Annotated in this window: 24 protein-coding genes and 1 pseudogene; 12 read left to right on the top strand and 13 right to left on the bottom strand. The window is 36.6% G+C overall.

The window, feature by feature from the left end; genetic code table 11:
- The first annotated feature begins 698 nt into the window (after positions 1-698).
- From PSE60_RS15535 to PSE60_RS15510, 5 genes and pseudogenes are all read left to right on the top strand, one after another.
- The gene (locus PSE60_RS15535) at positions 699-1,838 is read left to right on the top strand and encodes a glycerate kinase (RefSeq protein ID WP_004261517.1); all 1,140 of its coding nucleotides are present in this window, start codon (positions 699-701) and stop codon (positions 1,836-1,838) included.
- 433 nt (positions 1,839-2,271) lie between these two features.
- Complete coding sequence (locus PSE60_RS15530) at positions 2,272-2,556, top strand: hypothetical protein (protein WP_228367525.1); 285 nt, start codon at positions 2,272-2,274, stop codon at positions 2,554-2,556.
- A 9-nt stretch (positions 2,557-2,565) separates the two neighbouring features.
- Positions 2,566-3,368: pseudogene (locus PSE60_RS20650) on the top strand (antitermination protein Q).
- 98 nt (positions 3,369-3,466) lie between these two features.
- The gene (locus PSE60_RS15515; protein ID WP_004261499.1) at positions 3,467-4,018 is read left to right on the top strand and encodes a YagU family protein; all 552 of its coding nucleotides are present in this window, start codon (positions 3,467-3,469) and stop codon (positions 4,016-4,018) included.
- Between the two features lie 367 nt (positions 4,019-4,385).
- Complete coding sequence (locus PSE60_RS15510) at positions 4,386-4,745, top strand: hypothetical protein (RefSeq protein WP_004261497.1); 360 nt, start codon at positions 4,386-4,388, stop codon at positions 4,743-4,745.
- Between the two features lie 195 nt (positions 4,746-4,940).
- Here PSE60_RS15510 and hdeA read toward each other — a convergent pair whose 3' ends face one another.
- A complete protein-coding gene (hdeA, locus tag PSE60_RS15505) occupies positions 4,941-5,243 on the bottom strand; it encodes an acid-activated periplasmic chaperone HdeA (RefSeq protein ID WP_004261494.1) in 303 nt (100 codons plus the stop codon).
- 473 nt (positions 5,244-5,716) lie between these two features.
- Here hdeA and PSE60_RS15500 point away from each other — a divergent pair, with 473 nt between their 5' ends.
- Both PSE60_RS15500 and PSE60_RS15495 read left to right on the top strand, forming a co-directional pair.
- Complete coding sequence (locus PSE60_RS15500) at positions 5,717-6,238, top strand: YagU family protein (RefSeq protein WP_004261490.1); 522 nt, start codon at positions 5,717-5,719, stop codon at positions 6,236-6,238.
- A 261-nt stretch (positions 6,239-6,499) separates the two neighbouring features.
- Entirely contained in the window at positions 6,500-6,892 is a 393-nt protein-coding gene (locus tag PSE60_RS15495; protein WP_004261489.1) for a YgiW/YdeI family stress tolerance OB fold protein, read from the top strand.
- 80 nt (positions 6,893-6,972) lie between these two features.
- Here PSE60_RS15495 and PSE60_RS15490 read toward each other — a convergent pair whose 3' ends face one another.
- Complete coding sequence (locus tag PSE60_RS15490) at positions 6,973-7,179, bottom strand: hypothetical protein (RefSeq protein WP_004261484.1); 207 nt, start codon at positions 7,177-7,179, stop codon at positions 6,973-6,975.
- A gap of 143 nt (positions 7,180-7,322) precedes the next feature.
- Here PSE60_RS15490 and PSE60_RS15485 point away from each other — a divergent pair, with 143 nt between their 5' ends.
- The 3 genes from PSE60_RS15485 (at position 7,323) to gss (ending at position 10,691) form a co-directional block, all read left to right on the top strand.
- On the top strand, positions 7,323-7,463 hold the full coding sequence (locus PSE60_RS15485; RefSeq protein WP_164564164.1) for a hypothetical protein: 141 nt from the start codon (positions 7,323-7,325) through the stop codon (positions 7,461-7,463).
- A 106-nt stretch (positions 7,464-7,569) separates the two neighbouring features.
- Entirely contained in the window at positions 7,570-7,965 is a 396-nt protein-coding gene (locus tag PSE60_RS15480; RefSeq protein WP_231135894.1) for a lysis protein, read from the top strand.
- Between the two features lie 830 nt (positions 7,966-8,795).
- Positions 8,796-10,691: a bifunctional glutathionylspermidine amidase/synthase gene (gene gss / locus PSE60_RS15475; RefSeq protein WP_272665975.1), complete on the top strand. Its 1,896-nt coding sequence runs from the start codon at positions 8,796-8,798 to the stop codon at positions 10,689-10,691.
- Positions 10,692-11,030: 339 nt separating this feature from the next.
- On the opposite strand, the gene PSE60_RS15470 is transcribed toward gss, so the two are convergent.
- The gene (locus tag PSE60_RS15470; protein ID WP_272665974.1) at positions 11,031-11,162 is read right to left on the bottom strand and encodes an entericidin A/B family lipoprotein; all 132 of its coding nucleotides are present in this window, start codon (positions 11,160-11,162) and stop codon (positions 11,031-11,033) included.
- 400 nt (positions 11,163-11,562) lie between these two features.
- On the opposite strand from PSE60_RS15470, the gene PSE60_RS15465 reads away from it, so the two are divergent.
- A complete protein-coding gene (locus tag PSE60_RS15465; RefSeq protein ID WP_272665972.1) occupies positions 11,563-12,078 on the top strand; it encodes a lipocalin family protein in 516 nt (171 codons plus the stop codon).
- Between the two features lie 431 nt (positions 12,079-12,509).
- The gene (locus PSE60_RS15460; RefSeq protein WP_272665971.1) at positions 12,510-13,073 is read left to right on the top strand and encodes an RES family NAD+ phosphorylase; all 564 of its coding nucleotides are present in this window, start codon (positions 12,510-12,512) and stop codon (positions 13,071-13,073) included.
- A gap of 823 nt (positions 13,074-13,896) precedes the next feature.
- Here the strand turns inward: PSE60_RS15460 and PSE60_RS15455 are convergent.
- The 10 genes from PSE60_RS15455 to PSE60_RS15410 all read right to left on the bottom strand — a co-directional run bounded on the left by PSE60_RS15455 (position 13,897) and on the right by PSE60_RS15410 (position 22,912).
- A complete protein-coding gene (locus PSE60_RS15455) occupies positions 13,897-16,614 on the bottom strand; it encodes an NB-ARC domain-containing protein (RefSeq protein ID WP_272665970.1) in 2,718 nt (905 codons plus the stop codon).
- A 301-nt stretch (positions 16,615-16,915) separates the two neighbouring features.
- Entirely contained in the window at positions 16,916-18,082 is a 1,167-nt protein-coding gene (locus PSE60_RS15450) for a site-specific integrase (protein WP_272665969.1), read from the bottom strand.
- A complete protein-coding gene (locus PSE60_RS15445; RefSeq protein ID WP_068445436.1) occupies positions 18,037-18,246 on the bottom strand; it encodes an excisionase in 210 nt (69 codons plus the stop codon). The genes PSE60_RS15450 and PSE60_RS15445 overlap by 46 nt, the downstream gene beginning before the upstream one ends.
- 44 nt (positions 18,247-18,290) lie before the next feature.
- Positions 18,291-18,497, bottom strand: coding sequence for a hypothetical protein (locus PSE60_RS15440; RefSeq protein ID WP_272665968.1), 207 nt, complete (start codon positions 18,495-18,497; stop codon positions 18,291-18,293).
- 68 nt (positions 18,498-18,565) lie between these two features.
- Positions 18,566-18,748 carry a hypothetical protein gene (locus PSE60_RS15435; protein ID WP_210782572.1) on the bottom strand — a complete coding sequence of 61 codons (183 nt, stop codon included), beginning with the start codon at positions 18,746-18,748 and terminating at the stop codon, positions 18,566-18,568.
- Positions 18,749-18,777: 29 nt separating this feature from the next.
- Entirely contained in the window at positions 18,778-18,957 is a 180-nt protein-coding gene (locus PSE60_RS15430; RefSeq protein ID WP_272576768.1) for a hypothetical protein, read from the bottom strand.
- Positions 18,958-19,001: 44 nt separating this feature from the next.
- The gene (locus PSE60_RS15425; protein WP_272665967.1) at positions 19,002-19,502 is read right to left on the bottom strand and encodes a siphovirus Gp157 family protein; all 501 of its coding nucleotides are present in this window, start codon (positions 19,500-19,502) and stop codon (positions 19,002-19,004) included.
- Positions 19,502-21,469 (bottom strand): hypothetical protein, encoded by a 1,968-nt coding sequence (locus PSE60_RS15420; protein ID WP_272665966.1) that lies wholly within the window; start codon positions 21,467-21,469, stop codon positions 19,502-19,504. Before PSE60_RS15420 ends, PSE60_RS15425 begins: the two co-directional genes overlap by 1 nt.
- 12 nt (positions 21,470-21,481) lie before the next feature.
- Positions 21,482-21,814 (bottom strand): hypothetical protein, encoded by a 333-nt coding sequence (locus PSE60_RS15415; protein WP_272665965.1) that lies wholly within the window; start codon positions 21,812-21,814, stop codon positions 21,482-21,484.
- Between the two features lie 399 nt (positions 21,815-22,213).
- A complete protein-coding gene (locus PSE60_RS15410) occupies positions 22,214-22,912 on the bottom strand; it encodes an XRE family transcriptional regulator (protein ID WP_096863465.1) in 699 nt (232 codons plus the stop codon).
- Positions 22,913-22,947 lie beyond the last annotated feature (35 nt).

The following is a 22,947-nucleotide window of genomic DNA, read 5'->3' as shown; positions in this document are numbered from 1 at the left end:
ATAAAGTAATAAAGTTATTGTTTTAATTTTTTAAATAATATTATTTTTTATATATACATCAACTTAATAACTAATGGTTTATATATAGTTATTAGCGTCAGTTTAATTAATTATATTGACTACCCAGGAATTAATTCTTGAACTCAATATAGCCACCGTTAACTGATGGATGCAATATAAATTTAAAAAATTTTTCCAAAAAATAGATCTGGAGCGCTTTTTTTGACAAAATAACATAATAAACAATGCGTTATAAAATATTTAGTTTTTTATTATTTCTTTTTTTGTATTTTTTTTGAGATGTTTTGTTCAATTTAAGTTAATTTACTCTATTTCTTCTTGATTTTAATGAAGTTTGATTCATTTTAAGTTTGTTTTAATGCTTTATTATTTTTGATTTAAATGCAGATTATTGATTTTTTTATGAAAAAATAATTGGAAAATTTTTCCAATTAAATCTTTATCAATTATTTTTTTTTGATACAATGACGAATAGAAGTTAATGGCTATACTCAGTGCTAAAACGTTTTTTAGAAAGTGGTGCTGAATATAATTCTCTCAATTTAATAAGCTAATCTATTTATCAGTAATATGCGCGCATTTGTAAAAATGAATGTGTATTTTGATAACCGATAATATTTTTCGAAATTAACAATATTATTTAACTGATTACTTAACCGTTCTATAGGTAGCCATATATGAAAATTATCATAGCCCCTGATTCTTTCAAGGAAAGCATGAGTGCAGAATGTGCCGCAAATGCCATAACTAAAGGATTTAAAAGTGTATTCCCTGATGCCCAATACCTTTGTTTACCGATTGCTGATGGTGGTGAAGGAACTGTTGATGCATTGATTGCAGCCGCAGGTGGTGAGCGAGTATCACTTGAGGTTAAAGGCCCATTAGGGGATATGGTAAGTGCTTACTATGGTTTATTACACAATGGCGAAACCGCTGTTATTGAAATGGCTCAGGCCAGCGGATTAATGCTAGTTAGTCCAGAGCAGCGTAATCCAATGCTGACGACGAGTTACGGAACAGGTCAGCTAATTCAAGATGCGCTTGAAAAAGGGGTGAAAAAAATCATCTTAGGGATTGGCGGTAGCGCAACCGTTGATGGTGGTGTCGGTATGCTTCAAGCCCTAGGTGTTGTTTTTTATGATAATCAACAAAATAAACTTGGTTTGGGCGGTGAAGTTTTAAATCATATCGCAACGATTGATACGTCAAGTCTGTCTCCTCAATTGCAACACTGTATGATCGAAGTGGCTTGTGATGTAGATAATCCTCTGGTTGGAGAGCGGGGTGCTGCGATGATATTCGGGCCACAAAAAGGGGCAACGGCTTCAATGGTATTGGAATTGGAAAAAGGTTTAAATCGTTTTGCTGAGCTTATCCAACAAATTAAAGGGCATGATTTTAGGCATTTATCTGGCGGAGGTGCTGCTGGTGGGATATCTGTTGCTGCCGCTGCATTTATGAATGCTAAGCTTAAACCCGGCATTGATATCGTTATTGATGCAGTGAAGTTAGAGCAAGAAATCTTTGATACCGATTTGGTTATTGTGGGGGAAGGTAGCATGGATGGGCAAACGGCAGGGGGGAAAGCGCCTTTAGGAATAGCCAAGGTTGCGGCCAAACACAATGTCCCTGTTATTGCATTAAGTGGTGTATTAGGTAAAGGCGTTGAAGCACTACACCAAGAAGGTATCGATGCTTTTTTCAGTATTTTGCCAAGATTAAGCCCGTTAGATGAGGCATTAAAGCAGGGGGCGGAGAACGTGCAACAAGCGGCATATAATATTGCAAAAGTTTTACAGTTAGGTAAGTTATTGTAATTAATTTTATTTTTATTTTTTTTGGATGTTGAGTGTTCGATAAAATTAATAACATTTAGTATAAAATAGATAAAATCCGTTTTAGTGTTGTGAAAACCTGTTTTGATTCAGGGTAGTTAGAAAGTGGATAGGGTTAATACCAATCCGCATTTGGTTATCTATAGAGAAGCGTCGTAAAGGCAACCGTAATGCCAGTAATATCTATCAACTGAATGTTGAGAAGCTGGCTTCAGCGGCACGTATTGCATTTCCTCAACTAGCAGATTTTGACCCGTCAAAATCTGTTCCCTCAAAACCTGACCCGTCAGAATCTGGGGGTGATCCGTCAGTAACTTCAAAACAAGATCCATCAGTAACTAATCCTTCATCGCAGAATTCTAACGAATCCAGCGATTAGTCAAAAATTGATTTTTTAAATCGTTACCCAGAGGTAGTGATTTACAGGACTAACTTACAGAAATGGGGATCTGCGGATGACCTTAAGTGCGCTGAATGGCTGTTTAGCCGCAAGTGTGAAGTATTCAAAGAGCTTGGACTGCAAGAGCCGAAAGAGCCAAATTTCACAGAGTGGGCTAACGATGTTCGCTTGATGGTTAACCAAGACGGGCGCACTCACAAGGAGATTTGCCAATTCTATAAACGTGTTAGCCAAGATGCATTCTGGAAAAAGAACGTTCAATGTCCGAAAACATTACGTACTCAGTGGGATGATTTATAGGCGGGCAGCATGAAATTAGTAAATGCACTAAAGAACTTCCATCCTAAGTCACCCACATTTAGTGACTCAGCCAGTTGTACGTCACCAGACCGTTTAACGGGTACTGATATTATGGCTGCGATCGGGATGACCGAATCACGAGCTAAGTTTGGGATGACAGCCTTTCTGGCTAAAAATGATGTCAGTGAAGAGGATAAATTTTCTACCGTGGAGGGCTTGACTCAATATGCGCTAAAAATAGCGCCTAAATTAGTTCGCAAAGCTGCTGGCAATAAATTGGGCTACTGTTTAATTGTTCTGTCTAAAATGACTTTTGAGGATTACGCTCGATCAGCAGGTTCGGTTTGCCAGTGTTCAGCATGTAGTGGGAAATGAATGCTTGATAAAAAAATTACTACAACAAAGTATTCAACGAGGGAAGCTATTTTTCCGTCATTTTCCAAGAGCCAGCCCAAGCGATATACCAATACAGAGCGCGATGTTGTGGAAACTAAAAAAGTGATTTGTGAGTCATGTAATAGTAAGAGCCAATTAATAAACCGTTGTCGTTGTAAAGGGAGGGCAAGGTCTTAGATGAAGTTCAGAGTGAATTACAAGTGACACCAGTTTATAAAGATTGTTCTCGTTGTGCTGGGCGTGGCTTCAATCGTGTACCGTCATCTGTAGCATTTAAAGCAATAAGACATTTAGTACCTGACCTTAATGAAAGAACATGGCGTAGAAATTGGAAGTCGTTCTATGAAATATTGATAAGTAAGTGTTTTGTTGAGGAAAGTATGGCAGAACAAGCATTTAGTCGAACAATTAAATAGTTTTAGTAATTAATTAAATTCAAATTATTTTAAAACTGTAAATTTAATGTTATTTGGTGTAAAAATAAAAACTTGTAAATTTACATGAGGTGGTATTTATGTGGAGTAATAAGATAAATTTAAAGATAGTTGTTTGGGGAACTATTATTGGTGGCTTCATTAGCTCATTAGTTAAATGGGGCTCTGAAGTGAATATGCCCCCGAGAGTTGCAGGAGAAATATCACCACCAGCAGCGAATATTGATGCGTGGTTTAGTTGGTTAGGCATCAATTCTCATTCTCTTGATTATTTTTATCAGGGATCATTGGTCGGTGGTGCTGTAACCTTATACCATTGGTTATTTAGTTTTGCGTTCGCTTTTGTATACGTCTTTATATCAGCTTATCTGCCTAAAATTCGAATGTTTTATGGTGTATTATATGGTGTTTTGATCACAATATTTGCTCATGGAATAATGATCCCATTATTTGGATTTCGTCATCCCTCATATAATGAGGGTAAAGTTGGTTGGCTCTGGAATTTAAATGGTTATGAATTAGTTAGCGAGATTTTAGGACATATTTATTGGGCTGTATCTATAGAAATATGTCTCATTGCAGTTTTAGCATCTTTTGCTCGCCCTATACGTGGTAGCTGGACTGTACGATAAAAAATACTTGCACTCACTGGTATAGAGTGTTGCATTTTGTCCGGAACTGGCTTATTTTTTTCCGAAAATGGACATTCTATAACTAGTCGCATAAAACCAATTCAAGGCCTGCAATCGCGGGCTTTTTTACATCCAATATATTCATAAAAAGTACTAGTGCGCTACGTAAATTCGATGTTATTGTGATAAGAGTGAATACGTTGTCACCTAACTTATAGAATGAAACCTTGCGATGTGATCTGACCCCATAAAGTTGGATGATTCATTAAGCGGGGTTTTTTATTGCCTCATTATTTAATCTTTAATAATATTATCTATCTAAATTAAATAGATATCTGATGTTCATATTTAATGAGGGGGTAATTAAATGAGTAAATTATTCTCAGTAGTACTAGCCATCTCAATTATGGCTGTATCAAGCAGTGCTTTAGCAGCAGAGAGAGGTCTAAATAAGGAAGAAGAAGCAAAGGTAGTTAGCCTAATAAAAAACCACCTTAAATTACCAATATCTGCAAAGTTCAAACTCGGTAAAATGATTGCTAATCCGTATGATGCATATTGCGGTTTAGTCGCTAAATCCAATAAAGAAACAATCCCTTTCATCACATCAATGCCTGAGCCTGTAGGTAACATTGACTTACGTAGAGTTGTTCTGGTTGGTGATAATGAATATAAGTATCGCAGTGTTATTGAACAATGTGAAGAGTATGGATACAAATTGAACTAATGCAGATCGGTGAGTCTTGAAAAGAATAGCATCCCGAAGTATAAATATATCATATTACACGTGTTATAGACCCGTCAGTAATGTCAGGTTTTATACCTAAAACAAACATAAGACTTGCTGTTACGATTGTTCATAGTTACATGTGTAGTTATGCACAATAAAAGAAAACCCCACCAGAGGGGTGGGGTCTTTAGATTACATTTTTTTCAAATGAGCTTCGACTTTTTGAATAAATGATTCTTTGGGAGCTTTTTCGCAAGCTTCAACAATTAACGGAGTGGATGTTGCAATACCACTAATATCTAAAGTAGGGTCTTCTACCTTACCTTTCTGGGTAATAATCTCAGCAGCACCAATTGCTGTTGGATAAAATGCATCATCGATTGCTAAGAAATCTTCGCATGTCCATTGAGATACAGGTTTTGCATCTGTTGCGGCGAAAGCTGAAGTGGTCATTAACGATGTTGCAATGATGCTAGCAAATAATATTTTTTTCATAAAATATCCTCATTGTTTTTAGTGAGACTTGCCTAATGCTTATTTTAATATAACTTATTATTTTAAAAAGCAAAATAATCATTATTTGAATGTTGTTTTTTGATGGCTATTATGTGTCGGATTATTGAAATAATAAAAATATATCTTCAATTTTTCTCTATAACGATAAAGTAATTTCAAGTGGTAGGTCTGCCGTTCTTGAAATCCACACGCAAAGTTGGGAGTTACTTTTTCATTCTGGTGCATGTCAAGGCTGACTGGCTAAACCCTATGACAATTACTCAGGGATCTGAGCAGGGGTATCGATTGAATTTTTTATTGTCGTTGATTTTTTATTTATATTTAATGAGCCATCTTTTGTTACTATGCTTCAAGCATCCCAATACATTAAAAATAATAATTATACTAATAATAAACAATTGCCCTTTTCTCTACTATATTCATAATATCTATTCATAAGGCGTGTATGTATAATGATTGATCTATTTAAATTGACAAAGAAAAGCTCTAGGCATATTTGTATAGCAATATATGTTGGTATTATTGCGGGTATATTTTCCGCTTTAGTTAAATCTGGCTTTGAAGGTTTGATTCCACCGAGAACGCTAGAAACAACCCCACCTCCCATTGTCTTGTTAGAAAAGCTTGGGCTAAATATAGATACTATGACTTATCATTGGATGGGATATAGTATTAATTGGGGCGGGAATGGTGTTCATATATTATTTTCGATAGTTATTGCAGTTATATATTGTGTTATCGCTGAATACTTACCTAAGGTGAAATTATTACACGGTATATGTTTTGGTATCGGTGTTTCTGTTTTTGCTCATGGCTTAGTTGTACCATTATTAGGATTGTCTGGCTGGCTTTGGACTGCTGGTTATCAAGCACTAATATCTGAGTTTGTTGGAACTGCTTTTTGGATTTGGTCTATTGAAGCTATTAGGCAAAACTTGCGTTATTGTTTAACTAAAGAAAAAGACGCTGAGTAGAGAGTGATGTTCACTCTTAATCTTTAATAAACTTATGGTCAGGTTAAACTTTTCATCTGAGCTATATCAGTTATTCATAAAAGATCGCCTAGGCGGTCTTTTTTATAGTTAAAATAAACATAAGATTTTCTGTCACGATTGGTCAGAGTTACATGTGCTGCTATGTGCAATAACCGATCTAAAATGTTAATTATTTGCCTTAAGATTCTGTTAAGGTTTAATTGATAAACTATAAAAAATTAACAGACAAAAGGAATTATTATGAATAAGACAGTTATTGCGCTCGTATTATCAGCAGCTTCATTTGGCGTATTAGCTAATAACCATGCTGGTGGATTTGTTTCGAATGATGGTTCTGTTGGTCCAAAAGGTGGGTTTGTTGCAACAGCTCAAGCAGTAACAACTGTCGTTCAAGCGAAAGAGCTTCCTGATGATGCATGGGTTTCACTTGAAGGTCATATTGTTAAACAGATTGGTAAAGAGCTTTACGAATTTAAAGATAGTACTGGCTCAATTGCTGTAGATATTGATGATAGGCGCTGGCGTGGACAGGTTGTGACACCTGAAACAAAAGTTCGTTTAGATGGTGAAATTGATAAAGAGTGGGCTTCATTAGAAGTTGATGTAAAGCGAGTAACCATTATCAATAAATAGCTGTAAATTTTTAATGAGCCCCATGATTGGGGCTTTTCTGCAATGAAAACTCGCTTACTAGCTTCTGTCTAATTCATATGTTAGATAGCTTTATCTATAGCTCTTTCAATCGCTTTACATTCGGGACTATTTCCACTGGACTGCTCTATTTTCCCAGGCAAGTTACCTTCGGGAGTATCCATTTTTATCTCGCAAGTATCTGACTTAGTTTGGGGTTTAGTGTTTGATGAACAAGCTGTTACTAAAGCGATAACAAAACATACTAATATAGCTTTGTTTTTATGCATACTGTCTATCCTGTTTTTAAGGGGCTATTCTTGATGCTATCAAAGGTTAAGCGTGAAGTGCAAAGTAATCAATAAAGCTGGTCAGTACGGCTTCTTTATCTTCTATAACGATGAGGTAATCGCAGAGAAGCGGAGGCGGCTATATGTCATGGAAACTTATAGTGGTAGTAATTTGCTTTATGTTACTCGCGATATCAATGATTGTATTTGGCGCCAACAGACTCACTGACAATACATGCGGTATTGATAAAGCCAGTTTAGAAAAACGCGCCAGAAAGTTATAGAACACTACAAAAGTCGGCAAGTTAACTTTTAATTATCTATATAGTGGATACCATGAATACAGTCAGTGCATTGTTATATATCGCTGCGTGGGTGGCCATATGGGGAATGTGGAAACAACACGAGAGGATAGGTGAGTTAAATACCAAAAATGCCGGACTACTCGTTGAGTTGACAGAGCAGGTCAAAATTAATGAGGATTACCAAAAACGTATTAACTCACTTCACGAACTCGACAAAACTCACACAATGGATCTCTCAAATGCAAAAGCTGAAATTGATAAGCTTCGCAATGATGTTAGTAATGGTACTAAGCGCGTGTACGTCAACGCCAAATGTCCAAAACCCGAAGCGAATACCTTCGAAAGCGGAGGCAATGAAAGCTCCGCACGACTTAGTGAAGCAGCTGAACAAGATTATTGGCGTCTCAGAAAAATGATAGTTGAGAACGAAAAACAAACTTTGTATTTGCAAGATTACATTAGAACGGAGTGCTTACATTAGTTCCAGCCAATGAAAGTTCTAATTAAAAAAAGTAAGTTTAAGAAGGAGATAGCTGCAAGTAGATATATAAAAGCTTTAAAGAATAGAGTTGTCACGTCTGCTTGATAGTTATCACTAATAAGAATAAATACAACGCAAAGAAATAGGGAGGTAACGATAAGTATGGTTGTGATCGGGAGGTTGTGTATAAGGTTCATATTTTGAAAACGTGATTTTATCTTGATTCTGTAATGGTGAGAGCCTTAAAAGTTATAGTACCAGAAATTGTATGGATAAAAAAAGCCCACACAGCGTTGGGCTAAATATGTTGCTTTATACAATTAAATATCGCCTTAAATATAGTTGGTATTTCAAAATACGCAAAAGTATTTCCAAATATTTTAAATTGATGGCTGTGTAAGACAACAACAGCGAGCTTTTAAGAAAACAGAGGCTTTTTAAAGGCAAAAAAATAGCCCCTAGATTGGGGCTTAAAAGGGATGGTCTATTTAACTGAGGGTAACTCTTGTAAATAGTTATACCGCTAAATAGGTCATTTTTTGAAAGTGAAAATAAAAGAACTCATTGTTTTGTAAAGATAGTAATCAAACCACTTTTCACCCGGTATATAGCAGACATATTTAAAACACTAAGAACCCACAGAAGGGAGCATCGGAACTGTTGCTATAAATGGCGATCTCTCTTGGGAGCTTTTTTGTGCTAACAGGTTGCTTTTATTTAACTAACTATTGATAAGTTTCTTATATCAAAAAAATGGATTTTTCATATTTTATAGGCGTACACTGATAGTTATGGCTAGCATGTATTTATTATTAAGATGGAGCTATAACATGGGGTTATTAAGTAGTGAATACGAACCTTTTGGAACTTTACTCGGATATGCTCCAGGAGGCGTAGCAATATACTCATCAGATTATGATTCATTGCCTAATGTGGAAAATAAAAAAGATATTTCTTTTCGAAGTTATATTGGCAATGAATATATGGGCTATAAATGGCAATGCGTTGAGTTTGCTCGCCGTTTTTTATACCTCAATTACGGTACTGTTTTTAGTGATGTTGGTATGGCCTATGAAGTATTTTCTCTGCGCTTTCTACGACACGTAGTTGATGATGACATTTTACCGTTAAAAGCTTTTGTTAATGGGAGTCCTGTTAAGCCTGCTGCGGGGTCATTGTTAATTTGGGATGAGGGGGGGGAGTTTAATAAAACAGGCCATATAGCAATTATCACCAAGGTTTATGATGATAAAGTTCGTATCGCTGAGCAAAATGTCATTCACCATAAATTGCCCATAGGCCAGCAGTGGACAAGAGAATTGTCTCTGAAAAGAGATAAAGGAAGATATACACTATCAGATACTTTCCCAAACACTAAAATTTTGGGATGGATGATACAAACAGATAGTGATGAGCATGCTTATTCAGGCCCGTATACTAATCCTGAGTTGCTAAAGATTCATGCTGCTAAAATAGATAATAAGATTGACTATAATAACGAATGGTTGAATAGCTCAAATCCCATAGAAAATAAATATATTCAAGCTAGACAAGGTCGCGCGCTAAATAGCGCTCTTCATGAATATTTTACAATATCTAGTACCGCTGAAAATAAACTTATACAAGCAACCAATGAAGTTCATCTTATGTATCTGCATGCGACAGAAAAAGTATTAAAGAGTGATAACTTATTGAAACTTTTTAATATTCCAGAAATTCTTTGGCCTCGCATACGTTTATCCTGGAAGAATCGGCGTCATGATATGATCACAGGAAGATTAGACTTTTGTTTGGATGAGCGAGGGTTAAAAGTCTATGAATATAATGCGGATTCAGCTTCTTGTCATACAGAGGCAGGGGTAATTATTGATAAGTGGGCAAAAGTAGGGCAGCTGAAAGATGGCAAAAACCCAAGTGGTTACTTAACTGAATTACTTTCTAGTACATGGGAACATTCTTCAGCTAAACCGTTTATTCATATTATGCAGGATGTAGATAGTGAAGAAGATTATCATTCGCAATACATGGCGCATGCAATTACTGAAGCGGGATTCGATTATAAAATTATTCATGGTTTAGACGAATTATTTTGGAATGAAACAGGTCAAGTCGTTGATAGTGATGGCCGTATATTAGAGTGTGTTTGGAAAACATGGGCGTGGGAAACTGCTCTTGAGCAAATTCGGCAGGAATGTGAGAAAGACTATGAGCATTCAGCGCTACAAATTCGTACCGGACACTCAGAATATAATGACGTCAGACTAGTTGATGTATTATTAAAGCCTGAGATTCGTGTCTTTGAGCCTTTATGGACAGTCATTCCAAGTAATAAAGCGATATTACCTATTCTTTGGTCGTTATTTCCCTATCATCCCTATCTTTTGAATACAAGTTTTGATATCAGTGACGAGTTACGCTCGAGTGGTTATGCAATAAAGCCAATAGCAGGCCGCTGTGGTGACAATATCGGTTTGATAGGTGAGTGCGACACGATTTTAGATGAGACTTCTGGCCAATTCGATAAACAGGAAAATATTTACCAACAATTATGGTGCTTGCCAAACGTTGCAGGGCGTTTTATTCAAGTCTGCACATTTACTGTCGGAGGTCACTATGGTGGAGCATGTTTACGTTCAGACCCATCATTAGTTATCAAAAAAGATAGTAATATGGAGCCATTATGGATACTTGATGATAATGATTTTTTGGAAAAACCATTATGTTAGAAAGTGTATTTTAAAATTAATATAGTTATATTTTGAAAGTGGCATTATTAAAATCTGATTTTTTGTAGTTTCTTAGGCCTTCAGTTAATAGCTGATGGCCTTTGTTTATAAAAAAATTGAAAAGCAAAGAAAAGCCCCAAATATCGAGGCAAAATAAACTGATACAATAGTTTAGAACACACTATCAGCATAGACATATTTATAAATGTTTTACATGAATAAAGTGTAAGCAAATACGGAAAAGAAAATACAAATTGGAGTCTCGTTAAATGAATAAGAAAATACTAGAGGATTCAAAATAAATATACCCTCTAGCATTTGAAATAAGAGCATTAATGTTTACTGGGCTGCTCTTTGTATTGCTTCTCCTCCTGCTTCTATATCTTCACCAACACCTTTAGTGGTATTACAGGCAGTTAATGTGAAAGCAACAACTAATGAGCAGATGAGGAAAGTGATTTTTTTTAACATATTGTCTTCCTTTAAAGTTTGAAGTTATAAGTTTCAAAAGATCATTTTTAATTATAGCAGAACAATTCGATGACTATTTCTAGCTGTATACAGCAGTAAGATTGGGGTTAAACCCTCATTTTTATGTGGAATTGCCGTAGTTAGTGATACCTGACAAATGAAAATGAGCTGCTATATTTTAAGTGTTAGTACTTATTTTGGGCGATCAATCTACATTAGCAATAAAGGGTATACTCTATGATATTAAAAGAGCTATTTATCCGTATGCTTTATGTTTTTCAATACTTATTATTTGGTTTTCTTTTGTTATTATCATCAATAGCCTTACCTAATTGGTTAGGTAACGTCACAAATTTTTTGTAGGATAGTATCTCATCGATAAATATTCAACGGAGTTACCATGCGAGTGAAGTCAATTTTTATGTTTTTAAGTATGCTTCTACTTAACGGATGTAGCGTTAAAGTGCCAAAAGATATATCACCTGTTGAGAAGTTTGATTTATCACGTTACCTTGGCGAATGGCATGAAGTAGCGAGAATAGATAATCGATTTGAAAAAGGATTAAGTAAAGTCTCTGCTAACTATTCTCTTCGTAATGACGGAGGTGTAAAAGTAGTGAATAGAGGATGGAATTCTGAAAGCAAAAAATGGAAAGAGAGTATAGGGAAAGCTTACTTTGTTGAATCCTCGGATACTGGGGCTTTAAAGGTTTCATTCTTTGGGCCCTTTTACGGCGGCTATAATATTATTAAGCTAGATGATAACTATCAATATTCATTAGTTGTTGGACCTAATAAAGGTTATCTATGGGTGCTATCACGTACTCCAACTATGCCACCAGAGTTATTAAATGAATATCTTAGTTTTGCAAGTAACCATGGTTTTGATAGGCAAAGAATATTGATATTCCAATAGTATTTATTCCTTGTGATTAGCTTTACAGTGTTGGTTACTGAAGCTATTAATGTTAAATGAGTCGGTTATTTGTGTTTCACATCAATTGAATAGACAGGGGATTTAACAGAATCAATAATATGTATTAGACTGAGAAATTTACAAACAGAAATTTTGTTTAGCGGGTTCGTATATGGCTGTTAGTAAGAAGAATTTAATTCATCAGTCTGAGTTTGCTTGTTAGGACAGTTATTCACAATTCGCAGACTATGTTCGCAAGACCAGCCGTTACATCTTAAGTAAAGAGCAGAATGTATTCCTTGATACTGTTCTAGCTACAATCAAGGGACGAGATCGTGAGTTGAAAGAGGGGGAGCATTTTTTACAGGGCTCAGCTTGGTATAGATATTTGTGATAGGACCGATAATGATGGCAACTGGATCGAAGAGGATATGTTAGGTTTTAGAGCTTCTCGTATGAAGCCTTTGGTTGATAGAGCCAAAGAAGGGCGTGCAAATCCCTCAGGCATTCCAGTGCTATATGTAGGTACAACAGTAAGGACTGCGATTTCTGAAGTGCGGCCTTGGGGCGGTGCTAATGTATCTTTAGCAACATGCAAACTTTTATCTCCATTGAGGGTACTCGATCTTTCGCTTGGTCATGGTAAGCCCTCACTTTCTGGGCCTATTTTTAGTTATATACTCGGTGGAAAAGAGCTTACAGCACAACAGAAAGAGAAAGCTGTTTGGACTGATATTGATAACGCATTTTCAACGCCAGTTACGCGGTCGGATGATAAGGCTAATTACGCACCGACTCAAATACTGGCTGAGCTTTTTCGCAGTGCTGGGTATGATGCAATAGCATATAAAAGCCATTTCGGAGATGAGGGCTATAACATCGCAATATTTGATTTAGATTCGGTCGATGTAGTTAGTTGTGCTCCCTATCAGGTAAAAACGATAAATATTATTGCCGAACAGGTAAATAATGCATGGTATAAGACTTCTACCTAATGAATCATGTCTTTATGTTTGCAAGGCTTAACATGAAAACTATTATATATTTCAGCAAAGGATAATTAATTTAGTGTGATGGTAAAAAAAGCCTAATTCTTTTAAGAAAATTGAATAATAAATAGTTATTGATGTTTACTTTGAATTCAACTCCTGTGAGGGAGCTGAATTGATATTTATTGAGTAGTTGCAAGCTATTGGTAATTCCATTAATGATTGAGGTGAAATAGTTTGTAAGCCCCCGTCTGAGTTCATCAATTCTCTTATCAATATTCAGATGAAAATCATCTATTTCACGCTGCCGCCATGCGTTGACTAATAACCTAAGTTGCTGCTGGAAAAAGACAATGTATTCCTTGACCGTTTCCGTGGTTCCTGAATATAGGGCTTGCCAGTGATTATATTGGCTATTGAAGATTAAGGCTAATGGTCGGGATGGTTTTACGAAACTATCATGTATTGGTTCGATAGTAGAGGTAGTGGGAGAGCTTTAATGTCGTCATGCAGTACATCCTACAGCACAATTTCAACATGAAATGGTTTGAAACTCGTTATAAATCAATTAATTAGGCTGGCGGGAGTTGAACCCGAGTCCGTAATTTTTTAATTTATTGATTGTTAAAGGAAATTCCCAATAGGCTTCAATCACGTGCACTAGATGTGCATATAGAAGTCATACTGGCGTATTATTATAGGGTATATATTTTAATATCATTTTAAATGCTCTATTTTAAAATTTATTGTTAGATTCAGTCAGTTATTAATAATTGACTGAATCACACATTAATGAAAGATATTACATATTAATAGTTTTAAACATTTGCTAATGTCTTTCTCTAATACTAAATGCACATTTTCCTTTTGCATTCTCGCCAGGAATGAAGGTCACATTTAATATGGATTCTTCTCCATCTAGGAGATTTTGAGGACTTAGCTCACTTCTTGGGAAAAAATATCGGGTATTATCAATATCAATTAAAAAACCGTAAGAAACGCCTCTATCATTAGTTATGACATTATCAATTGTTCCAAAAATTCTCTTAAATGATGTTTCTTTAGTACCGAGTATTAGATAGTTGAGTATTTTGTCAATTTTTTGTTCTGTAACTGAATCACAGGTTTTGATGAAGATTTCAAGCCCTTTTCGCAATGCTTGGATTGAACGTACATCTAATGAAATATTATTTGCTTCAATAAAGGAAATTACATCCTCTAAGACTGTTTTATCTGTAGCTTTATTGCTAAAAATAAAGGCACTTTCTAATACATCTATCAGCTTATTGATAGTTCCATGATCATAATCATTAGAATTAACGGCTTGTTCAATGATTTCTATAGAACGTTGTAGACATCTTTTAGCTTCTGAATAATCATGATCTTTTAAGAATAACTCAGCCATTCTGCGATAGCATGAACTTGCTTGGTCATAAGTACTGATTCGAAATTTACGATGTCTGGATGTCTGTAAAGGGATCAGCTCTTCATATAATGAAGACGCATTTGTATAATCACCCATAAGAGTTAGGATCCATGCCTTTAAAGTTTTTAAGGCTATATCTTCACCATCGATTTTTAAGGCTTCATCAATTTGTTCATTAGCTCTTTCAAATTCATCTTCAGAAATTAAGAATTGTGCATATGCGTATCTTGAAATTACTGATAGAGGGTTAAGATCTATAGCTTTCTCAATCTCTGCTTCGGCAAGAAAAGGAGATGAATCTTTCAGGATAAAGCTATGAATACGATAACACTCAGAAAAACTAGGCATGAGTTGTTTAGCTTGATCTACATTGCCTAGGGCACTTTCATGATTGCCATTTTTAGCATCACTCAAAGCTTTTTTTAGATATATTGAACAAATTTTTTCGTCCTTAGACGTCCAATATATAGCATTCAAATCATAGTTGTAGTGATTTTTTTGTATGCTTGCTTGATCTACAATTACCTGAAGCTCTTTTCTTTTTTCTTTTACTTTTTTATAAATCTCATTTGAGACAGGTCTAATAGTATTGATATATTCTTCAGCTACTCCTGTAAGACTATATACTTGTCCCCCTTGTGATTGTTGATCTTCAGATGAAATTAACATACTAGAATTATGTAGTTGATGAAGTGCTTCTTCAATCTTTATATCATTTATTCCGTTGAGATAAAATCTTAACTCTACCGCAGATACTGGTTTTCTAATACAGGCTATTACAGAAATAGCTTCTTTTTCAACATCACCAAGCCTGTCATAAAGGTTTTCAAAGCAAAAAGCTAGGGCTTCTTGGAAGTTGCTCGCACGTTTGTTAATTAATTGAGAGTTGGTACTACCTGCAGCAACAGCAAGAACATACCACTTTATTAAAAGAGGATTATTGTACAAGATTCGACAAAGGTCGCTTAATGAATCCGATTTTTTTTTGTATAATTTAGATAAATTAAGTAACCTAGACATATTCCTCATAAGCTCTACAGATGGTTTATCATCTAATTTATCTAACTTATATCGATATTCAATTTCACCAAGTCCAATTCTTGTAGTTATTAGTACTTTAGAGTTATTTGGGATATTAGCTAAAAAATCTCTAACTTCCGAGTTTGAGATAGTTTCTAGGTTGTCGATACATAGTAATACCTTGAATTGCTCCATATATTCTAGTATTTCATCCAAATCCTGATCTATTGATGAGCGTTTAATACCTGAAAGATTTAGTGCAATATCTTGGAATAGACCACTACATGTAGTAATCGCATTTTTAATTTGGCCACTGCCATTTGATGTTAACCGATTGGTCTTTAATGATACCCAAACAATGATATCAAAAATAGGTTCTTGATTATTGTCCAGTTCACACAACTCTAAAATATCATACAAACAGCGTTGAGCTAAGGCAGTTTTGCCTATTCCACCTTCTCCAACGATCGAAATTATTTTTGTATTTGAATTTATAAGTCTATTTATTGATTTTCTATCTTTATCTCTCCCGATGAAGCCAGTATCATCAAATTCGGGTAAAGGAAGATTGTTACTAATGTTTTTTGTATTAGCGCGCCAAAAAGAAGGTATTTCTAAGGATAGAGCAAAGGATGGATTATTTAGATTCTCCAATGCAAAGTGAATGTTTTTCCAATCAAATACCGTACCTATATTTTTTAGCTCATTAGAAAAGTCTAGTAAGCTAGAAAAGTCATTTGGTTCTAAAGGCCTAGAGTGACAAGTTCTATTTCGGCAAGCGCTTAATCTTTCTAGATTATGAGCTATTTTTTTTAATTCATCTTTCGTGAAAAATGATTGAATATCTATAATTTTATGTAATATTTTACTTAAATCAGAGAAATCTATAAAGTCTAATAACTCTAATAATTCTACATCTTTTGAAAAAACTTCTTTATTGTGCTCCAAATATCTATCTTTTGCTATCTTAACAACGTCTGGCGGTAGAAACTTGGAATAATCATCTGGCAACTCACCAGTGATAACTACTCTAAGATCTGTTTCAATTGCACTAATTAGAGAAAAGCAAGACATTCTAGTTGCAAAATTCCTGTTATTCATAACGGCTCCATAATAAATCAAGATTAATATTTATCTCTACTACTTATTGCTTTCCCTATAATATTTTGAAAGTAACAATCTAAAGTCTAATCGAATATACAAATAATGTTATATTCCTAGGCTGTATTTGGTTAAGACAAAAATACATGGCTATTTTTATAATAAATCGTAAGGTTTAACTATTTATCATGCTATATGAACTTCACAGTATACTTGATTTTTGTTAAACTATAATAGCTATAAATAATGGTTGATGGTAGTCTTTATTTAGTTTAATGAGTATAACTACATTGAGTTTAGACTAAGCATATTTGTGTGCTATTTTCCCATCATACTCCTTAAGATAACCCCCATAATGCCTAAACAACATCTCTGGCCCTTTGTGTCCCATTTGCCCAGCTAGCCAAAACAGGTTAGCGCCTTGGCTGATATGTCTCGTGGCAAAGGTATGCCTCGTCTGATATGGATTCCTATATCTGATACCAGCTTTCTTTAGCGTTGGTACCCATGCTTTCTTTCTGATTGAGTCAGCGCCAGCCCAGGGCTTATTTGTTTTCGGATCTTCAAAAATTACACCATCTTTCATAAAGGTGAATTGCTTTTGGTCATTCAGGGCGTTCATGGCTTCACTATTCAACTCTACCTTTCTGGTACCAGCTTTAGTTTTGGTTTTCTTAATAACACCTACTACGCTGGCGGATTGCACGTGTGCGGTATTTTCTATGAAATCGATATCACTCCATCTCAATGCACATAGTTCAGAGCTTCTTAACCCAGTATTAATGGCAAACTGGAATAAGTTTTTCCATTGCTCATATTTTGCTGCAGCGAGTAGGGCGAATACTTCTTGTGGTGATAACGGGTCAACAATATAGTTACTTTCAGAACCACTATTTTTCGATTGATATCTTGATGCTGATACTAGGCTGACAGGATTAATTGATATAATCCCATCAGTAATGGCTTCATCTAGCGAGCTACGCAAGAAAGAGAGCTGGTTACGGATAGTTTTTAATACTGTTGTTTGTTTTTGTATCCAGTTTTTAAGAATAGCAGGTGTCAGTGATGAAACATGCAATTGGTGCAAATCAGACAAGGCATTTTTGCATTTTTTATAACCGCCAATTGTTGAGGGCGATAAATTTCGAGTTTCGCAAATAACTAAATATTCCTCTAAATAGTCAACCACTCTTTTCTCGCGATTATTAACACCAAAAAGCATTAATTTTTTAGAGTTAGGAAAATATTTAGCATAATTAAACGTGCCTTTTTCAATGTTATTTTGAATTTCAGCGAGTAGCCTCTCAGCGTATTTAATGTTTTTATTATCGACGGTTAGTCTAGAGAGAGGCTCTCTACAGAGCGCCCCTCTATAAGTAAACGTGATAACAATAGTTTGGCTGGTTTTGTTGTTACGAACTGTCACCCCTCTTGGTAGTGCGTAGCCTGTTTGTTTTTTCGCGCCCACTTATTCACCTCAGCAATATCAATCCAACGTTCTTTTGAACCTTCAACTTTTAAAACATGTACACCGACTATCCAATATTGCCGTTGTATGCGCTTATTAATGGACTCTGGTGTTTCTCCGTACATATTGCAGTATGCGGAAATAGGCAAACATTCATATAACATAACTTCCTCCTATGTCCGCTTGTTTAATGTCGCGGCGAAATAAATCATAGCCTTCTGTGATATTTTGTTTCATCTTGGTCTTGCCTCATCATAGATAAAATAAGCTGGTCAGCAATGTCGCAGGCATGCTTGGTATCAGATTCAGTGCATGGTCTGTTTTTTACACTGGCAGCTAACTTGCCTAACTTAATATCAAACTCAGTTAATAACTGCTCCTCGGGTGTCCAAGGGGTTAATTGTGGTTGTTTCATGGTGGTTATCCATTGGTTTTGAATAAACCACCACAGTAAGAAAAAATGCAGAATAAAACTGATTATGCTTAATCAATTAGATTGCCGACCACCCTTTGCTGTGCGGTTACTGTAGGCTGTATTTCAATTTTGACATGCGCCGGAAAGTCATAAGAAACCTTGCAACGTCTATCTGTTGAAACAAACCCGTGCGAGCCATCGGGCAGGGTGATTTTTACTTCCTGGTCTTTTTGATGTTCGTGTCTTAGCATTGGTCTTGCCTCGTTTGTGACATGTCACATTAATGGATAGCAGCGGGTGCCGTTGGGTAACCCAGTTGAAGTAACAACGCTTTTTTTACCAGTGATAGCGTTTGTTCTTCTTGCCGAGTGACTTGTTGAGTCGAAGCCGTAGTCCACTCAACGCTGCATTTATTGTTAGTTTCATCGTGAGTAATGATGACTTCTAATTTCATGGCCATAAAAATATCTCCTGATATGCGCCCATTGCTGGGCGCTAAAGTGATTAACGAACCATTAATGAACGGTCACCCACTTCTAAGTGAGCACCAGGTATCTCAATACCGTTTTCAATCGCTTCTTTAATTCGTTTCTTATCAGGGGCAGTAATGGTCTGAACATCTACCAACTCATCAGGTAAGGCTGCTTCGTTATCGATGATGACACGCACAACACCAGTGCGAGCCGTAAAGGTGTTTTTCGTGGTTTTTAACTTGTCTTTGCCAGATGTTAACAAGCAATCCAATGCATATTTTTTCAGGTTCTTAACTTGGTGTTCGAATGACTTTTTACGGTCAGCCAAGCGTTTAGATTCCTCATCCAGTGTTTTAGCTTGTCCCTCTAAATTACGGGCATGAAGCATAATTGCATCCAGTTTGTCGCCTAATTCACACTCGATGCCCTCTAAGGTATCGGCGACATCTTCTGCGGTGAATTCACCTGTTTCGACGAGCTGTTGTAATTTGCTGTAGTCAGCAGCCATTGCAATAGCAGTTGTCTTGGTCATTAGATTGCCTCTTCTTTTTGTTTCAGTTGGTCTAAACACTCTTTTTCAATTGCATTTAATCGGCGTAGACGGCCGTTTAAATATTTTTCATATTCACTGTCGCCACGTTGTTTGGCCAATTTGGCATGCGTTGAAATTTCGCGGGTGAGGGTGGATGTGATACCCCGTAATTCGTTTGGCGTCACCGCACTGCGCATCGTTTCAGTGTGTCGCGTGAACTTCTCGTCTAACTCTTTGCGAATGCGGGTCGCATCTTCAGCGTTATCGCTGGCGGCTTTGATTTCATACTCGAGCTTATTGCTTGCCACATATTCAGCGTTATCATGCATTCCCATAAATACGTCAGAACTAAAGCCCAGCATGGAAAGTGCTTTTTTGATGGAATCGGTGAGTGATTTTTTTATCACTTCACTGTCCGTTCTTATTCCTTGCTTGGTCTGATAGCGATAAGGTGTGGCACCGTAACTCTCAAACTCACCGCGAGTTTCGCCTTCGATGATGTACCAAAAGCGGATCTTGATTGAGTGATTTTGTTCAAAGAGTAATGTTCCATCCCCATCACGCAGGAACCTCATTGCGACTTGTTTATGGTGGGCATCGAGTACGGGCTCGACAAGCGGCTTTCCATCAATCATTTTTTCTTCAATGATTTCATAACCCCAGCCTTCACCTATTGGGCCAAATATTTCAGTCGCACGCATAAACATATAGGTGCTGTTGATACTGGTACCAACAAAGCCCATGCCATCAAGTGGTTTGGTAAAGCGTGAATCAGTACGTTGTACTTGCTTCCAAATATTAAGATGGTTTGTATTACCGCTATTAAGCACCTCATCAAGTACCGCTGCACGTTGTTCAAAATCATCTTGTTCAGCGGCAATTGGCGTAGGAACAACAGGTGTCTCAATCACAATCGGTTCAGGTTTTTTTTCTACTTTAGCCGGTGTGTTTTTCTTTTTACTGGTGCGCTTTGGTTTTTCTGTTTTAGTCGGTTGCTCAGGTGTTTCATCATTAGCCGGCTTGGCATCTAAATTATCAACTGCAAAACGACCACTCCCGAGTGAAGTTACCTTAGGGCTATTGGTACCAAGCTTTGAATCAATAAACGCTTTACGGGCATTTGCATCATCAAATAGTTCAGGTTTTTCACGAGCTTCGGCCACTAGTGCAAAGATGCTTTCGCGAGGGATATCTAGAACGCTAGGGAATGTACGTAAATCCATTGATAAACGTTTCCATGCCTTATCTTCAGCGTTGATGAGTTCCTTTGCTTTACGAATATCTGCACTTTTTGTATCGCTTGGTTTAATGTCCAAGAGTGCAAGGGCAATTTCGAGATCAAGTGCGGCATAATCACGTTTAAGGACAGGTTCGTCCTCAATGGGAGGAAGTTCAGGTTCCTCGGTTAACCAACTTTCACCAAGCGCCTTAGCATCTTCGATGGTGACATTATCGTCAGCATGCTCATAAACCGCCTGTGCAATTTCCATCGTGGCTTCAGCATCCATCAATGAAACTTTGGTGATTTCAGCAAGGCCGGTGGCAATATTACGAATTTTAGGTTCTGCTTCTTCGCTTAGTACCTTTAATGTAAAAGTGTATTCCTTATCAGTAATTTGAGTTTTACTAAATAGCAATAAAGCAGCTATGCGAGGTTTAGTGGCCAGCTTTTTAAATTCTTTATATTTAATGGGGTGCCATTTTTCTCCGTCGAACTCATTTTCAAGTGCAAAGGTTTCATCGAACTGATCGAGTGCAGGGCGAGTGGAACCTACAGCATCCTCACAAATAATCGGCTCGTCAATATTAAAGTTATCCATCGAGTCAGGATAAGCTTCTGATAGCTTAATCATTGCCGTTGCTGCTGCAATCTTAGAGTTAGCCGCATTGAAAGCGATGGTTAAAGGTACAGCGCCATTGGTTCGAGCCTCGGTCGTAGGCTCAAATACACAGATAAAAGTTGTCATTGGTCTTGCCTCTTAATAAGGGATTTGTTCGTCAGTTTTAGAAATGGGTTTGCCTTCTAAACAGAGCAGCATCTGGATCTGGTCTTCCAGTAAGCTTGATTTCACCTGCGCATCAGCAAGAATTTTGCTTTGTTCAGCTTTGAGTGCATTGATTTCTAACTGAACAAGTTCTGCATTGGTTGGTTCTGTAAAAGGAATTTCAGTAATGTGTTCAGCAATAACGAAGCCTAGTCCTGATTTCACATCAGACTTAAATGCATAGGTGTTGAATTGATATGAACCATCAGGTTGCTTTTGTGCATGAATATACAGAGTAACGCTTAGGGTTTTAGGTTGTGCTTTCATAGCAGCTCCTTTAAAATAACTGTGATCAGTGATTTATCATTGGTCTTGCCTCTTCTAGCGTTTGGTCGCGCTAGTAGAACTCTCGGTTAGCTTTGGTCGGCGACCCGAGGTAAAGGAACCCACTTCGGTGGGTTTTTTTACGTCTGCAAATCAATACTCGTCTTTCCGAGCTGTCTGGTCTTGCCTCTGGCTTTGGTCTAAAAATCTTACCGTCACTACTAAAAATTTGGTTTGAACACCTGACGAAACACTTGCTGTGTTGTTTGTCTTTAAATTCAATTTACAAGTTTAAATTGAATTAATCAAGTGTTGTTTACAAAATAAACTTGTAGCTATAGGCGTGAAAAATTACAAGAAGAGTTAACTTCTTGTAATCGACATTGATTTTTTGGTTTTTATTTATGCGTAACGCTTGTAGGTTTTTGTTTGACTAAGAAGGACTTTGCCTGCGATATGAAACTGTTCTTCATCTTCCTTGGCAATATGCCAATCACGGTATTTTGTGTTATCTGATATGACAGTTAATTCATTTTTAATCATTTGTAATCGCTTGATATGCAGTGTCTGGCCAAACACAAATACATAAACGCCATCACCATCAAAATAGTTTATATGGATATCAATGAATACTTGGTCACCAGGGCTGATAGTATCATGCATGCTATCACCAGCAACGGTGATCATTTTTATATTAGAACTAGGTCGATTACCAAATAACTTTAGGGCTTCATCTGTAGAGTATTCGATAGAACGGATGGTTTCAGTAAATTCACCTTTAGTGATAATACCTGGTCCTGCACTTGCCTCAATATCAAGATGTTCAACAAGATAAGAGTCGGCCGAAATCCTAGTAAAAACTGGTTTTTCTGTTGATTCAGCTGCAGCATCATCCATAAAAAACCAATGTTCTGGATAGCCCGTAATTGAAGACAGTGATGCTAAATTATTACCTCGAGGTGCTGTTTTTCCACTTACCCAAAATTGTACAGACTGAGGGCTAACACCAATACGCCGAGCAAGCTCAGATTGTGACCAACCCCGCTCAGTTAAGGCTTGGTTGATTCTAGAGGCTGAAATTTCATTCGGATTCTTTTTCATATAAATCATCTTACAAGAGTTCCTTGTAGTTATCA

The sequence above is a fragment of the Providencia sp. PROV174 genome (assembly GCF_028480685.1).
GTDB lineage: Bacteria > Pseudomonadota > Gammaproteobacteria > Enterobacterales > Enterobacteriaceae > Providencia > Providencia rettgeri.
Note: the sequence above shows the minus strand (reverse complement) of the source record. Positions and strands in the feature narration are given on the sequence as shown.